Annotated in this window: 14 protein-coding genes and 1 tRNA gene; 3 read left to right on the forward strand and 12 right to left on the reverse strand. The window is 66.8% G+C overall.

What is annotated here, in order from left to right; genetic code table 11:
* Positions 1-4: 4 nt before the first annotated feature.
* The 4 genes from RKE40_RS08280 to RKE40_RS08295 all read right to left on the reverse strand — a co-directional run bounded on the left by RKE40_RS08280 (position 5) and on the right by RKE40_RS08295 (position 2,831).
* Positions 5-364, reverse strand: coding sequence for a response regulator (locus tag RKE40_RS08280; RefSeq protein WP_066471565.1), 360 nt, complete (start codon positions 362-364; stop codon positions 5-7).
* Between the two features lie 5 nt (positions 365-369).
* Complete coding sequence (locus RKE40_RS08285; protein ID WP_316017761.1) at positions 370-651, reverse strand: STAS domain-containing protein; 282 nt, start codon at positions 649-651, stop codon at positions 370-372.
* 171 nt (positions 652-822) lie between these two features.
* A complete protein-coding gene (locus RKE40_RS08290) occupies positions 823-1,290 on the reverse strand; it encodes a response regulator (RefSeq protein WP_316017762.1) in 468 nt (155 codons plus the stop codon).
* An 86-nt stretch (positions 1,291-1,376) separates the two neighbouring features.
* A complete protein-coding gene (locus tag RKE40_RS08295) occupies positions 1,377-2,831 on the reverse strand; it encodes a methyl-accepting chemotaxis protein (protein WP_316017856.1) in 1,455 nt (484 codons plus the stop codon).
* 216 nt (positions 2,832-3,047) lie between these two features.
* Here RKE40_RS08295 and RKE40_RS08300 point away from each other — a divergent pair, with 216 nt between their 5' ends.
* The gene (locus tag RKE40_RS08300) at positions 3,048-3,794 is read left to right on the forward strand and encodes a superoxide dismutase (RefSeq protein ID WP_316017763.1); all 747 of its coding nucleotides are present in this window, start codon (positions 3,048-3,050) and stop codon (positions 3,792-3,794) included.
* Between the two features lie 222 nt (positions 3,795-4,016).
* On the forward strand, positions 4,017-4,463 hold the full coding sequence (locus tag RKE40_RS08305) for a hypothetical protein (RefSeq protein ID WP_316017764.1): 447 nt from the start codon (positions 4,017-4,019) through the stop codon (positions 4,461-4,463).
* Positions 4,464-4,472: 9 nt separating this feature from the next.
* Here RKE40_RS08305 and RKE40_RS08310 read toward each other — a convergent pair whose 3' ends face one another.
* The 5 genes from RKE40_RS08310 to RKE40_RS08330 all read right to left on the reverse strand — a co-directional run bounded on the left by RKE40_RS08310 (position 4,473) and on the right by RKE40_RS08330 (position 10,409).
* On the reverse strand, positions 4,473-6,425 hold the full coding sequence (locus RKE40_RS08310) for a TRAP transporter permease (RefSeq protein ID WP_316017765.1): 1,953 nt from the start codon (positions 6,423-6,425) through the stop codon (positions 4,473-4,475).
* 150 nt (positions 6,426-6,575) lie between these two features.
* Positions 6,576-7,523: a TAXI family TRAP transporter solute-binding subunit gene (locus RKE40_RS08315; RefSeq protein ID WP_316017766.1), complete on the reverse strand. Its 948-nt coding sequence runs from the start codon at positions 7,521-7,523 to the stop codon at positions 6,576-6,578.
* 273 nt (positions 7,524-7,796) lie between these two features.
* Positions 7,797-8,615: an SDR family NAD(P)-dependent oxidoreductase gene (locus RKE40_RS08320; RefSeq protein ID WP_316017767.1), complete on the reverse strand. Its 819-nt coding sequence runs from the start codon at positions 8,613-8,615 to the stop codon at positions 7,797-7,799.
* 62 nt (positions 8,616-8,677) lie between these two features.
* A complete protein-coding gene (locus RKE40_RS08325; RefSeq protein WP_316017768.1) occupies positions 8,678-8,965 on the reverse strand; it encodes a YciI family protein in 288 nt (95 codons plus the stop codon).
* A 31-nt stretch (positions 8,966-8,996) separates the two neighbouring features.
* On the reverse strand, positions 8,997-10,409 hold the full coding sequence (locus RKE40_RS08330; RefSeq protein ID WP_316017769.1) for an FAD-binding oxidoreductase: 1,413 nt from the start codon (positions 10,407-10,409) through the stop codon (positions 8,997-8,999).
* A gap of 226 nt (positions 10,410-10,635) precedes the next feature.
* Here RKE40_RS08330 and RKE40_RS08335 point away from each other — a divergent pair, with 226 nt between their 5' ends.
* Positions 10,636-11,223 (forward strand): TetR/AcrR family transcriptional regulator, encoded by a 588-nt coding sequence (locus tag RKE40_RS08335; RefSeq protein WP_316017770.1) that lies wholly within the window; start codon positions 10,636-10,638, stop codon positions 11,221-11,223.
* Positions 11,224-11,282: 59 nt separating this feature from the next.
* Here the strand turns inward: RKE40_RS08335 and RKE40_RS08340 are convergent.
* The 3 genes from RKE40_RS08340 to RKE40_RS08350 form a co-directional block, all read right to left on the reverse strand.
* Positions 11,283-11,358: transfer RNA gene (locus RKE40_RS08340), tRNA-Ile, on the reverse strand.
* 110 nt (positions 11,359-11,468) lie between these two features.
* Positions 11,469-12,461, reverse strand: coding sequence for an iron exporter MbfA (mbfA, locus tag RKE40_RS08345; RefSeq protein ID WP_316017771.1), 993 nt, complete (start codon positions 12,459-12,461; stop codon positions 11,469-11,471).
* Positions 12,462-12,590: 129 nt separating this feature from the next.
* Positions 12,591-14,993 (reverse strand): methyl-accepting chemotaxis protein, encoded by a 2,403-nt coding sequence (locus RKE40_RS08350; RefSeq protein WP_316017772.1) that lies wholly within the window; start codon positions 14,991-14,993, stop codon positions 12,591-12,593.
* Between the last annotated feature and the right edge of the window lie 156 nt (positions 14,994-15,149).

Raw genomic sequence — 15,149 nt, forward strand, 5'->3', positions numbered from 1 at the left:
CGCCTCAGTTCTGGTAGCGGGCGACGAGGCCGAGCAGGGTGTTGGGCTCGAACGGCTTGACCATCCAGGCGCTGGCGCCGGCGCGGCGGCCTTCCGCCTTGATCTCGGCACCGTTCTCGGTGGTCAGCACGATGATCGGGGTGTTCTGGCCGGCCGGCCGCGCGCGGCAGGCGCGCGTGAACTCGATGCCGTCCATCACCGGCATGTTGAGGTCGGTGATCACGAGATCGGGCTTGAACTGGTCGAAGCGGGCGAGGCCTTCCTCGCCGTTCTCGGCTTCGGCGACCTCGTGCCCGGCATTGCGCAGCGTCATGCTGAGCAGGCTGAGCAGGGTCTTGGTGTCGTCGATTGCCAGGATACGCATCGCATTCACTCCACGACGAGGGCGCTTTGGGCGAAATCGAAGCCGATCGCCTGGAAGGATTGGCGGCAATCCTCGGACATCGCCTTGAGCGTGACGGTCAGCCCATGCACGGCGGCGCTCGCCGCGGCCGCGTGCAGAAGCTGGATCCACAGGCTCGGGAAGGGGCCGGCGCCGGCGCATTCGACGCTGACGCTTTCCCGCTGTTCCAGCGCGACGAGGAGTTGATTTCGGAAGGCTGCGGCCTCGGAACGGCCGAGAAGCGGCGGCAAGGAAACGGTGATGACCACGGCGGCGCAACCTATGAATCGTGGCTGGAGGCTGTCACGGAACTGGTAAAAATTTCGCTAAGCGCTGGCCGAACCCGGAAGGATTGTGACCGTTTCGGGGCATGCAGGATGCGCTCGGCTGCGCGCTCGCGGCAGATGCTGGACTCGGCTTCGCGCTGCAGGAAAAGAGGGTCAGAACAGGCTGTTGCTGATCGCCCGCGGCACCAGGGTGATCGCGCCGCTCTGTTCCTTGTACTTCCGCGGGATGTTGATGATCCCCGACAGGTGCAGCCAGAGATTGTTCGGCGAGATCGGCTTCACGATGATCTCATGGGCGCCGAGCTTGGCCGCCTGCACGACGGCGCGGCGGTCCGGCCTCTCCATCATCACCAGCACCGGCGCCTTGGCGAAGGGCGAGGTCTTGAAGGAGCGGATCGAGGCCAGGCACTTCATGCTGTCGCCGTCCGGCAGGTCCCAGTCGAGGATGACGATGTTGGGCTGCTTCTGGATGAACATCGTCGCCGCACCGGCGAGGTCCGCGGCCTCGAAAATCCGCTGCAGCTGCGCCTGGTAGAGCATCGTCCGGATGATGCGCCGATAGTGCGGGCTGGCATCGATCAGCAGGACCGAGAGATTCGGAAAGGCGGGAGCGATATGCATGACGGCGATTGCGACCCGATACTCAACACCACATCCGGGCAAGGCCGCCCGCTACTTCCGGAGCCACTCGCTCCACTCCGCACCCGTCAGACGCTGAGTCCGAAGCGGAAGCCTCCCCAGTGCCGGCCCCTGACGAAGATCGGCGCCGAAAGATCTTCCATCACCAGGAAATTGCCGCCGCCCATGTCGCGCCGATAGGTCTGCAGGAGGAAGGGCTTCTGGTTGCGTGCGGCCGCCAGCCCGGTCCGGTCGTCGAACAGCCGGCGGTTTCGGCAATTGGCGTTGTTCCAGACCGGATCCGGCCCCTGCGGCTGCGCATATTTGCGGTTATGCGTCGGCAGGAAGCCGTTACGGTCGACGGCAGCGCAGAACACCACGCGCCGGTTGCCGGCCAGCAGCTTCTCCTGTAATGGCGGCAGCAGGCGGTCCGTCAGCTCGACGAAGCGGGTCAAGTGCTGCACCGGGTTGCTGCCCGGCACCGGGCGATAATTCTCGTCGAACAGCTCGGCCATGCCGATCTGGCCGCTGGCCAGCGCCTGCTCGAACATCCCGGCGACCGCCGTCGCCGCTTCAATCGCCGTCTCGATCATTTCGGACTGGGGCGTGCGTACGCCCGAAGCCGCGATCGAGCCGAGCACCGCCTCGCTGGTCGAGACCAGCGAGCTCGCGCGGCGCGACGCGACCTCGAGGCTGTGGCTCGACTGCTCGACGCCGCCGACCAGATCCTTCAGCTCCGCCCCGACCTTGGCGAAGGCTACCGCATTGTCGCGGGTCGGTGCCGAGATGCTGTCGATCTCTGCGATCAGCCCGACCACCGACTTGCCGAAATGATCGAGCTCGCCGATCTGGCGCGAAATGCCCTGGCTTTCCTCGCTGGCGCGCCGCGCCGCCAGCGCATTGGCCTCGCTCTGGCTCGCCAGCTGATCGACCGTCGCAACCAGCGCATCGAGCTGCCTGGAGCTTGCATTGGTGGCGTCGCGCGTCTGTTCGGCGAGCTGCTTGACCGCGGCTGCGATCACCGCAAAGCCGCGGCCGGCGGCGCCGCTGCGGGCGGCCTCGACCCCGGCATTGATCGAAAGCAGCTGGATCTCGCGGGTGATCGACTGGATCGCCTCGCTCGCCTCGCGCAGCTTGTGGGCCCGCTCGACCGCACCGGCCAGAGCCTGCGAGATCGACTGCGCCCCGTTCGAGAGTTCGGCGATGTCGTTCTGCGCCGCATTGAGCCCGAGCCGGACCGCACCGGTGACGCGTTCGAGCCCGCTCTTCACCACCGAAGCCGCGTTCTGCGCCTCCTCGGCCGAACGCTGGATCGCCTGATTGGCACGTGCCACCTGATCGACCGAACCGACGACACGGTGCAGCCCCGCCGTCTGCCGGTCGAGCTGGCCGTTGACGTCGCCGATGCGGCCCGAGATGTCGGTGATTTCGCTGCTCAGCTTGCCGAAACGCTCGGCGATCTCGACGACGGCGCGCGAGGCGGCCTGCGCGTCGGGCGCGTCCTCATTGGCCGGGGCAGGCGCCTTCAGAGCCAGAGCGTGCATGGACACGGCACTTCCGCATGAGAAATCTGCGCTCGGAAGCTAAAGGAACGCAGTAAATCGCCGGTTAATGGCCCCGCTCGCGCCATTTTCGGCTGTCCGAATGCGTGTGCCGGCCAAGAGCGGCACTCGCTTCGAGATCGCTGCATCCAGGCTCGGCTTTTCAGGTTAACGTAGCGGCAGAGTCGGCACCAGGCGGCCGGCTTTCGGAGGACCCTCATGCAGAACGTCAATTCGTTTTCCCGCCGCTCGCTGCTCGGCTTCGGCGCCGCCGCGGCCGGCCTGGCGATCGCCCCCAAGGTCTGGGCGCAGGCAGCCGCCCCGGCTGCCCCCACCGGCCCGTTCTCGCTGCCCAAGCGCGCCTATGAGGCCGCGGCGCTCGAGCCCAACATCGACGCCACCACCATGGACATCCACTACAACCGCCACCATGCGGCCTATGTCGCCGGGCTGAACGCCGCAGCCAAGGACCATGGCGTCCTCGCCCAGACGCCGCTTCAGCAGCTCCTCGGTGATCTCGGCAAGGTGCCGGAAGCCGCCCGCCTCGCCGTGCGCAACTCCGGCGGCGGCCATGCCAACCACACCATGTTCTGGGAGATCATGGGCCCCAACGCCGGCGGCGCGCCGACCGGCGAGGTCGCCGCTGCCATCACCCGCGATCTTGGCGGCTTCGACAAGTTCAAGACCGATTTCGACACGGCCGGGCTGCGCGTCTTCGGTTCGGGCTGGACCTTCGTCACCGTGACCAAGGACGGCAAGCTCGCCCTCGCCAGCAAGCCCAACCAGGACACGCCGCTGATGGACAAGCAGATGGTGCTGATGGGCAACGACGTCTGGGAGCACGCCTATTACCTGAAATACCAGAACCGTCGCGCCGAATACCTCAAGAACTGGTGGAACGTCGTCGACTGGAACAAGGTCAACGCGCGCTATGCAGCCGCCAAGGCCGGCAAGCTGACGATCTGAGCGACAACCGGCGATAGCCCACATCGCGATGCCCGGCCCGGCGGCCGGGCATTTCTCTTTCTGATGGCGGCCTCCGTCAGCCCGTATGCGCGGCCAAGACATCGCATCGAATACGCCGACTGTTCAGAAGAATCTGATGACACAACAAGGAGATCGCGGCTGGCGGAACTCTTTGGCTGGTTCTATCGTTCAGCTTGCATCCGCCTAGCAGGGAGCATGCCCGTGACACTGAACAGCCTTGCCCGCATCGGCGCGGTCGCGCTGATGTTTCTCCCGCCTGCCGCCATCGCCCAGCAACGCACACTCGGCCCACCGAGCGGCTCGGTCCGCATCGAGATATTCTCCGTCGCCTTCATCGGTCAGGGTCAGGTCGGCGGCGGCACTCTTGCCTTCAAGGGCCGCAACTATCCGATCAGCGTCGGCGGGCTCGGTGTCGGCGGCATCGGCGCGGCGAAACTGACCGCCACCGGACGGGTCTACGGCCTCAGGAACCGGCAGGATTTCGCTGGCGCCTATGTCCAGCTGCGCGAAGGCTGGGCCGCCGGCAGGGCCGGCCAGGGGCGGATGGTGCTGAAGAACGACAAGGGCGTGACGATCAGCCTCGACACCCGCCGCCAAGGCCTGCAGCTCGCGCTCGGCGCCGACGGAGTCGTGATCGGCTTCAAATAGACGCCCCCCTCATCGTACGACGTCAGGCCCGGCCGCAGTCGCCTCGACTGCGGCCGTCGCGCTGCCCGGCTCGGCCTGCGCCCGCTCCCGACCCGGCCATTGCCAGGCGAGCATCGCCAGCGCCAGGCCGAGCCCGATCAGGTCCGTCACCCAGTCCGGCTTCACCAGGCAGAACGCCGCGGCAATCAGCACGAACCGCTCCCACAGGGCCGCCCGGCGCAGCAGATAGCCGTGCAAACCGGCGGCAAGCAGCGCGATGCCGATGCAGGACGAGACGAAGCGCCAGATAATCGTCGGCCAGTCGCCGATCATCAGCAGGGCCGGCTCGTAGACGAACATGAACGGCACGATGAAACCGGCAGCGCCGATCTTCACCGCTGCCCAGCCACTGCTCCAGAGGTCGGCCTTTGCCAGCCCCGCCGCGGCGAAGACCGCGAGCGCCACCGGCGGCGTGATCGCCGAGAGGATGGCGAAGTAGAAGGCGAACATGTGCGCCGCGGGCATTGCGACGCCCAGCTTGATCAGCGCCGGCACCAAAAGCGAGGTCATGACGATATAGGCCGGCGTCGTCGGCATGCCCATGCCGAGCACGATGCCGGCGACGGCCGTCAGCAGCAGCGCCAGCAGCAGATAGTTCTGCGACAGGCCGATCACCGCCTGGGTGAAGACGATGCCTGCGCCGGTCAGGGCGACGACGCCGATGACGATGCCGGCGCAGGCGCAGGCGAGCGCCACCGCGAGCGCATTGCGCGAGCCGTCGATCATCGCATCGATGATGATGGGCATCCGGACATTGCCGCGGGTCGAGGCCCGCAGCGCCGCGACCGGGAAGCACAGCAGCGTGCCCGCCAGAGCCGCCAGCGGCGCGCTGTAGCCGGAGTAGAGCACGGCGAGAATGGTCAGCACCGGCAGGAAGAGGTGGCCACGCTGGCGCAGCGTCGTGCCGAGTTTCGGCAGCTGGCTGCGTGGCACACCGAGGATGCCGTGGCGCTTGGCCTCGAAATGCACCGCCGCGAAGCAGGCTACATAGTAGAGCACTGCCGGGATCAGCGCCCAGATCACCACCTGGCTGTAGGAGACCGAGAGGAACTCCGCCATGACGAAGGCGGCCGCGCCCATGATCGGAGGCATGATCTGCCCGCCGGTCGACGCCACCGCCTCGACGCCGGCCGCGAAATGCGCCTTGAAGCCGGTGCGCTTCATCAGCGGGATCGAGATCGGCCCGTCGACCATGACGTTCGCGACCGCGCTGCCCGAGATGGTGCCGAACAGGCTCGACGAGACCACCGAGACCTTGCCCGGCCCGCCGGCTGTATGACCGGTGAGCGAGAGCGCAAAATCCATGAAGAGCTGGCCCGTGCCGGTGCGTTCCATGAAGGAGCCGAACAGCACGAAGATCATCACATAGGCGGCGGACACCCCGAGCGGCGCACCGAAGACGCCCTCCGTGGTCATGAACAGCTGGTCGAGCAGCCGCATCGGCTCGACCCTGGCGATGAACAGCGCGTAGCAGAGAAAGGCGATCGCCGTGATCGGCAGCGCCCAGCCGATCAGCCGGCGCGTCGCCTCGAGCACGATGACGACGAGCAGGACCGCCATCGCCATGTCGAGCGGGCTGAGGTCGTCGACATAGTAGATCCGGTTGACGATGTAGTCGTAGTTCCAGAACAGATAGGTGATAGGCGCGACCGCCAGCAAGAGCAGCGCATAGTCGAGCGGCGACGGCGCCGCATCGGCTCCCGTCCTGCGATAGATCAGGAAGGTCAGCGCCAGCGCGAACAGGAGATGCGTGCCGCGGAAGATGATCGCTTCCGGCGTCCCCTGGCCGCCGAGCGCCGGCGGCAGGATCACCCACATATGATAGAGCGCCATGGCGACGGCGATCACCGCCGTGACCAGCCGGACGATACCGACATGGCTGAACTCGAACTTGAATTCGGGTTTGGGAACGCTGATGTCCACGGGCGCATCCTGGCTCGGAGACCGATCCCGCATGGCGACGAGGTTCACGCCGCAAGGCGACACGAAGGGATCGGTGGCTTCTGGAAGCACGCGCCGGCGCTGCCGGCGCGCCAGGTTTTCAAACCGTCCGCACGAGGCGTCGGGAACCGGTCACTTCGACGCGACGGTGATGCCCTTTTCCTTGTAGAATCGGGCCGCACCGGGGTGGAACGGCACGCCGACATCCTCCGCCATCAGCTTGGGCGTCAGATCGGATAGCGCCTTGCTCGTCGCCGCCAGCGCCGGGACATTGTCGGCGATCGCCTTGGTCATGGAGTAGACCTGATCGGCCGGCAGCTTGCACGAGGCGACGATATGGGTGGCGTAGCCGATCACCTTCACGTCGTCGCCCTGCTTCGGATAGGTGCCTTTCGGCACCGTCACCAGCGTATAGCCGGGGTTGAGCTTCCTCATGCCGTCGAGATCGGCCGAGAGGTCGAGCAGCTTGATGTCGCGCGCCGAGGCGAGATCCATCACCGCGCCGGACGGGATCGCAGTGCCGAGCGAGAAGGCCTGGGCATGCCCGTCCTTCACCTGCTCGACCGAGTCCGTATAGGAGACGAAGGAGATCTTGACGTCGCTATAGCTCATCCCGTGCACCTTCAGCAGCTGCCCGGTGATGAGCTCGCCGGTATTGCCGCGCGGCTGGGTGGTGATCGCCTTGCCCTTCAGGTCCTTGACGGTCTTGATCCCGGAATCCGCCGGCACCAGCATCTGGAAATACTGCGGATAGAGCGAAGCGACATTGCAGATATTCTCGTGCTTCTTCGGGAAAGGCGCGTTGCCGGCGAGCCCGTCGACCGTCGAGATCGAGTTTCCGAAGCCGACTTCCGCCTTGTTTTCCTCGATGGCGCGGACATTGGCGATACCGGCGCCCGGCAGCGACTGCACGCTGAGCCCCGGAACCGCCTTCTCCCAGAGATCCTTGAGCTGGCCGCCGAGCGGCACCCAGACGCCGCCTTGCGGGCCGGTCATCAGACGCATCTCCGCTGCCATTGCTGGCAGGCTCAGCATGGTGGTGGCGGCCAGACAGAACAGATAGGTCGGTAGGCGTGACATCGGTCTTCCTCCCTCGAGCGATTTTCCTCGGCGCCGCGTCTTTGCGCGCGGTCGCTCCCCCAACGGTCGGCCGGCCTTCAGGCCGTGCTCGCCGCTGCCTTGAAGCTATCGACTGAAACCGAGGTGGCAAGCCCCGATTTCCCGCGGGCCGGCAGCGAGGTTCAAGACCGTGCCCGAGGCAAGATGATGGGTTCCCGCGCCGGGCAGGTCGGTATCGGGGATCGGGGTATGCCCGAGGCGCCAGCGCGAGCGCGTTCCGAGGGGCCGAGACGACTATCGCAGCGCAGAACCGAAATTCATCCAATGCGCGGTTGCAAGCCAGCCCGCATCGACCGGAATCGAAACGCCTGAAACGGCACTCGCGGCATCCGACATCAGGAAGCCGACGACCGCCGCGATCTCCTCGATCTCGACGAGCCGGCCCATCGCGGTCGCCTGCTTGATGGCGCTGTCGTCGCGCATGCCGGATTCGATCTTCTGCCGCATGATCGGCGTCAGCGTGAAGCCCGGAGCGACCGCGTTGACGCGAAGTCCGGCCTGCCCGAACTCGCCCGCGGTCAACGCAGTCAAGGAGCCGAGAGCGACCTTGGTCGGAGCATAGGCATGCAGAGGCAGCGGTCGGCTCTCATTGATCGAGGTGATGTTGACGATCGAACCGCCGCCGCCCGCCATGATGGCCGCGCCGAATTCGCGCGTGCAGGCCAGGGCGGCGAAATAGTTCACATCCCAGATCCGGCGATGCGCAGCCTCGTCCATCGCCATGAAGGGCGTGATGTTCTGGAGCAGCCCGGCGGCATTGACCAATCCGGCGACCGCCGTGCCGCGCGCCTTCAGATCCGCGGCGAGCGCATCGACCGCCTTGGAATCGGAAACATCCAGCGCCGCGAGCGACAGGGCATCGCCCGGCGCGCCGTCTTCCAGGCGTTCGAGCTGGGAGGCGCTGAGATCGGTCGCGATCACGCGCCAGCCATCGGCCAGCAGGCGTTCGACAATGCCGCCGCCGATCCCGCCTGCGGCCCCGGTCACGACGATCGCCGCACCGTCCTGCCGGCGGCGGGCCATGATCGAACGCTGGTCAATTTGCGCGGACATCGTCTTTTCCTCTCCTGGCCAGCAAACGTGTCGCTTTCCCAATTGCGTTGACTGGGTTTGGCTCAGGCCCCTTCGGGGAGGACCTTGCGCCAGGCGCGCAGCTCGACGCTCTGGAACAGGCCGCCGCGGGCATAGGGATCGCCAGCCGCGAACTCCTCCGCCGCCGTCCGGTTCGGGCAATCGATGACAATCAGGCTGCCGGTCGAGGTTGCGCCATCCTCCGCCAGGAACGGGCCGGCGAAGAGAATCTGCTCACGGCGCGGCGCGAGATAATCGAGATGGCTCGGCCGCAGCTCGGTGCGCAGCGCGGTCGCCCCCGGTTTGTCGAGGCAGGTGATCGCAAACAGCATGGTGTTTCCTTTTGGGTTCCGGATAGGAGGCTCAGACCTCGAAGACCTTGCCCGGATTCATGATCGCATGGGGGTCGAGCGTCGCCTTGAGGCGTCGCATGTAATCGACAGTGATGCCCAGCTCGTCCCGCAGAAAGCTGCGCTTGCCCTCGCCGATGCCATGCTCGCCGGTGCAGGTGCCGTCCATGGCGATGGCGCGATGGTTGAGCCGGTCGATAAAGGCCTTGGTCCTGGCCATTTCCTCGGCATCCTCGGTCATCGCCATGATCGAGACGTGGAAATTGCCGTCGCCGACATGGCCGACGATCGGCGCGACGAGGCCGCTGCGCGCGATATCGTCATGGGTTTCGGTCATGCAATCGGCCAGCCGCGAGATCGGCACGCAGACATCGGTGGCGATGAATTTCGAGCCGGGTCGCAGCTGCAGGCAGGCCCAGTAGACATCGTGCCGCGCGGTCCAGAGCGCGTTCCGCTCATCCTGGGTCGAGGCGTATTCATAGGACTGGCAGCCGTATTCCCCGGCGATCTGCCCGAAGATCTCGACCTGCTCCTGCACCGCGGCTTCGAGGCCCAAGAATTCGACGAACAGCGTCGGCGTCTCGGTCATGGTGAGCTTCGAATAGGCGTTGCAGGCGCGGATCTGCAAGGCATCGGCCAGTTCGATGCGGCCGGGCTGCAGCCCGTAGCGAATGCTGGCGATCACTGCATTGCAGGCCGAGGCCAGATCGGGAAAGGGGCAGACGGCCGCGACGACCGCCGGCGGGATGCCATGCAGCTTGACCGTGAGCTCGGTGATCACCCCCAGCGTCCCTTCGGCACCGATGAACAGGCGCGTCATGTCGTAGCCGGCCGAGGATTTGCGCGCCCGCGTGCCCGTCTTGCAGACGGTGCCGTCCGGCATCACCACGGTGAGACCGAGGATATTGTCCTTCATCGTGCCGTAGCGCACGGCAGTCGTGCCGGAGGCGCGGGTCGAAGCCATGCCGCCGAGCGAGGCGTCGGCACCGGGATCGATCGGGAAATGCAGGCCGGTGGCGCGCAGATGCGCGTTCAGCGCCTTGCGCGTCACGCCGGCCTGAACGACGCAGTCCATGTCCTCCTCGTGAACAGCGACAACCGCGTTCATCTGGCTGAGGTCGAGCGAAATCCCGCCGAATGGCGCATTGACGCCGGCCTCGAGCGAGGTGCCGGTGCCGAAAGGGATGAGCGGCACCTTATGCGCCGCGCAGAGCTTCACGACGGCGACGACATCTTCGGTCGAGCGCGCGAAGAAGACCGCGTCGGGCACTTCAAGCGGATGCCAGGAGGTCGCGTTGGCGTGCTGCTCGCGGATGACGCTGTTGCGCGTGACCTGCTCGCCGAAGCGGTCAGCCAAGGCGGAGATGACCAGTTCGACGGCTTCGTTCGGCCCTGCTTTGGAAGAATCTTGCGCCGCCAATGTCATGTCCGTCCTCGATGATTGCGGACCGGCATGGGCCGCAGAGCAACGCCCGCCGGAGAGCGGGCGCTGTGCGTTCTTTGCCGGTGGATCGCGCGACCGGCGGCGCGCGGCATGGCCTCGGCGGAACCGGAGCTGTGCGGCGCGCCCGGCGGCACTTGATTGTCGCCATTTAAAAACTAAACGTTCAGTATTGTAAATAGCCGTGACAGTAGGAAAGGACCCTGAGAGCATGACGCAGTCCGCCGGAACCCGCGGCCGCAAGCGCAGCGCCGCAGCCGAGAACGCGGTGCTGGCGGCGGCCTATGACCTGCTGGCGACGGAGGGCCTGCAGGCCGCTACCGTGGAGGCGATCGCCCAACGCGCCAAGGTCAGCAAGGCGACGATCTACAAATGGTGGCCGAACCGCGCCGCCGTGATCATGTCGGCCTTTCTGCGCGAGGCGAGCAATGCCCTGCCCTATCCGGAGCAGCTCGACATGACGAGCGTCTTCGACCGGCTGCACCGCATGGCAGAGGAATTCCACGGCCCGATCGGCAACATGGTCCGCGCCCTCATCGCCGAAGGGCAGTCCGATCCCGAGATCGCCCAGGCCTTTCGCGAGGGCTATGTGCTCGCCCGGCGCCAGCAGGGCGCCGAGATCGTGCATGCGGCGATCGCGGCCGGCCTGATCCGCGAGGCCGATCCCGATGTCATCCTCGATATGCTCTATGCGCCGCTCTATTATCGGCTGCTCGTCGGGCACCAGCCGCTGACGGCGGAGTTCATCCGCGAGCACGTCACGCTGGCGCTGAACGGCCTGACGCCTCGCGGCAACTGAGCGCGCCCGCCGGAAACGGCAGCTGCGGACAGCCCGAAGGCCCTGATCTGCAGAGAGAATGGTGGGCCGGGCCGGACTCGAACCGGCACCGGCGCTGTTATGAGCAGCGAGCTCTAACCATTGAGCTACCGGCCCGCGGCAGGCCTAGCATTCGCCCCGCTGCGGATGCAACGGGTTAGATGGCCAAGCGCCCTGTCGGACGCAGATTGGCGATCCGGTTGCCCGCGAGAGCATCAAGGCTGGCCTCACGCCCCGCCGATCAGGATACCGGCGGCGAGAACGAGCGCCCCGCCGAGCACGACCTGGAAGGTGGCGCGGGCGAACGGCGTCTCCATATAGCGGTTCTGGATCCAGACGATCGCCCACAGCTCGATGAAGACGATGACGAGCGCGATCGCCGTCGCCGTCCAGAAGGACGGGATCAGATAGGGCAAGGCGTGGCCGAGTCCGCCGAGTGTCGTCATCACGCCGGAAGCAAGGCCACGTTTCCAGGGCGAGCCGCGCCCGGAGAGCTTGCCGTCGTCATGGGCGGCTTCCGTGAAGCCCATCGAGATGCCGGCGCCGATCGAAGCCGATAGCCCGACCAGGAAAGTCGTCCACGGGTTCTGGGTCGCGAAGGCTGTCGCGAAGATCGGCGCCAGCGTCGAGACCGAGCCGTCCATCAGCCCGGCCAGGCCCGGCTGCACCCAGGTCAGCAGGAACTGCCGGTGCGCCGCCGCATCCTCCTCCGCTTTCGGCTCGGATGCGAGGTGCTCGTCGGCGAGCGAGCCGGCGCGGCGCTCATGGCGGGCCTCGGCCGCGGCGAGGTCGCCGAGCAATGCCCTGGTCTGTGCATCGCTACAGCGGCTCGCCGCCGCGACATAGAAGTCGCGGGCCTGGCGCTCCATCGCCGCCGCCTCCTCGCGGATCCGCGCGAGCCCGAGATTCTCGACCAGCCAGACCGGCTTGCGGACGTAGAAATCAGCGACGTGCTCGCGGCGGATCGGCACCACGACATCGCCGAAGCGCCGGCGGTACTCGTCGATCAGGCGCTGGCGGTGCCCGTCTTCCTCCGCCGCCATGCCGTCGAACACCGCGGCGGAGGCCGGGTAGGACTGGCGCAGCGTCTCCGCATAGGTCGCGTAGATCCGCCCGTCCTCCTCCTCCGAAGAGATCGCGAGCGCCAGCACCTCGCGCTCGGACAGGCTGTCGAAACGACGGCGGCCGCCGAGTCCGGCCGGCAGGAGCGAAGAAAGCATGGCCCGATCCTTGTTTAGAATGATTCCAGATAATGAGATGCATGCGGGCCGGCAAGACGGTGCGACAAAGCAGAACGGCCCCCGCCAAGGGCGAGGGCCGTCATGTCGGGCTAGGTTGTTGCCGGCCGGTCAGGCGGCGCGCGCGTGCTCATGTTCGACCGCATGCCCCTCGCGGAAGCTGAAGCGGGCGATATGCTCCTTCAGCGAGCGGGTCTGCTCGTCCGTCAGCGCCAGCGCCGCATTGGTCTGCTCGACCAGCGCCGCGTTCTGATGCGCCATGGTGCCGATGCCGTCGATCTCGCGGTTGATCGTCGAGACGTCGCTGGCCTGGCCGCGAGCGGTCTGCGAGATGCCGTTCATCAGCGCCGAGAGGTCGTTGACCGAGGTCAGGATGCTGCCGAACACCGCCGAGCTCTGCTCGACCAGGCCGACGCCGACCTTGACGTCGCCATGGGCGGCGTCGACCAGCTTCTTGACGTCGTTGGAGGCGTCAGCCGAGCGCTTGGCGAGGCTGCGCACCTCGGCGGCGACGACTGCGAAGCCCTTGCCGCTGTCGCCGGCGCGGGCCGCCTCGACCGCCGCGTTCAGCGCCAGCAGGTTGGTCTGGAAGGCGATCTCGTCGATCATCTGGATGACCTCCGAGATCTTGCTCGACGAGGACCGGATGCGCTGCATCGCTTCCAGCGCCGAAGCGACGACCTGCTCGCCCTGCTGGGCGCGCTCCTCGGCGCTCTGGGCCATGCCGACGGCTTCGGCCGCATCCTTGGCGGTCTTCTGGACATTGCCGGCGAAGGCGCCGAGCTGGTTCGTCGCCACCGAGACGGCGTTGCTCTCTTCGCTGGTGCGCTCGGCAAGATCGGTGACGCCGTCGAGGATCTCGCTGGTGGCGCTGCGGACCGCGGTGACGGTCTCGGAAAGCCGCGCCAGCGTGCTCTCGAACTCGCCGGCGAGGCCGTTCGTGCCGTCCTTAAGCTCCTGGAACGCCCCATGATAGAGGCCTTCGACGCGGGTATGCAGGCGCCCGGCGGCAAGCTCCGACAGGACCTCGCAGGTCTCGCTAAGGCCGGTCTGCACGGTCTCGAGCAGCTCGTTCACCGAGCCCGCGAGCGCGTTCAGCTCGGCATCGGCGAAGTTCGCCGAGACGCGGCGGCTGAAGTCGCCATGGGCCGCCGCCTCGACGACGTCGCCGAAGGCCTGGCCGAGCTCGGCCATCATCGCCTTGCGCTGCTCCTGCGCCCGGGCCTCGTCCTCGACCTTGGCGAGTTCGGCGGCCCGCAGGGCGACCGCATTGTCGCGGAACAGCAGCACGCTCTTCGAGATGTCCGAGATCTCGTCATTGCCGCGGATCTCGACCTTGGTTTCGAGCTGGCCGTCGGCGATCGCCTTGGTCGCGGCCCAGAGCCGGTTGAGGCGTCCGACGATCATCGGGCGGACATAGAACACCGAGAGCGCCAGTGCGACGAGGAGCGAGCCGAGCCCGATCAGGCCGAGCCAGAGCTTGCTGGTCTCGATCGTCTCGATCGTCGAGGCGCTGGCAGCCTTGGCCTCACCGCGTGCGCCCTGGACCAGCACGTCGACCTCGCGCCGCAGCACCTCGGCAGCGTCGTCGACTTCCTTCAGCCCGCGCGCGATCGATTCCCGCGTGGTGATGTCGCGGTTGCGGATGTCGATAAGACCTTCGGTGCCTTCGCCGATGGCGATCAGGTCCTGCACCGTGCGCGTGCGCGTCTGGTTGGTGTTGACCTTGTCGGCGTCCTGCAGGAGCGTCCGGAGCTTGTAGGCGACCCCGTTGAAGCGCTCGCGCGCCGTGCCGAGCTTCTGCTGATCGTTGATCTGCGCGATCTCGCGCAGCAAGCCGACGAGCTCGTTGACGTCGGCCTGCAGGGTCCGAGCCAGCTCGAAGATCACGAAATCCCGGTCGACCAGGGTCCGGACGGCGCCGGCCAGCGCGTCCCCGGTCAGCGAACCGAGATCGTCGAAGCCGAAGGTCAGCGCGAACTTGGCCTGCTCCGCCTCGCCGCTGGCAGCCTTGACGAAATTCTCCTGCGCCTTGGCCAGGTTGTTGAGCGCGGTCTCCGCCTCCGCGACATTGCGCAGCCGCTCGCCGGTCAGGTCGTTGATGTCGTTGATGTGGCGCGAGAGCGTGTCGAGCGCCGTCTGGGCCTTCTTGTTGTCGACACTGCCGAGCTGGCCGATCTTGCGCACCAGATCGAACTGCCGCGCCTCGACCTTGTCGAACTCGCCGGTGAGCGCGGCGCGGTCGCGCACGGTCTGCACTTCCATGAAGCGCGAGGCCAGGGCGGTCGAAGTCGTCGCCGCCTGCCAGAGTTCGAGCGAGAGCTCGACCACGGGCATCTTGCGCTCGACCATGTCGTCGACCGTGGCCGAGACACGCTCATAGGAGAGCCAGGCCACACCAGAGGCCACCACGGTCAGGACGGTGAGCACGCCGAGCGCGGCATAGATTCGCGCGGCGATGCCGACGCGCGATGCCGTCTTCGGCTGGCGCGCCGGCTTCTTTGTCTTCGACATACTCGATACTCCCGAAGGCATGACCGCGCGGTCGCGGCAGCAAGAAGACGCCGGCCGCTCCCCTCGAGCGGCTGGCCTTTACAAAACGATCAGATGGAAACTGGACCGGCAGTGCCTGGGGCCATCTCGGCCTTGGTCGGGACGCCCGCGAAACGG

It is taken from the genome of Allobosea rubneri (assembly GCF_032464875.1).
GTDB classification, from domain to species: Bacteria; Pseudomonadota; Alphaproteobacteria; order Rhizobiales; family Beijerinckiaceae; genus Allobosea; species Allobosea rubneri.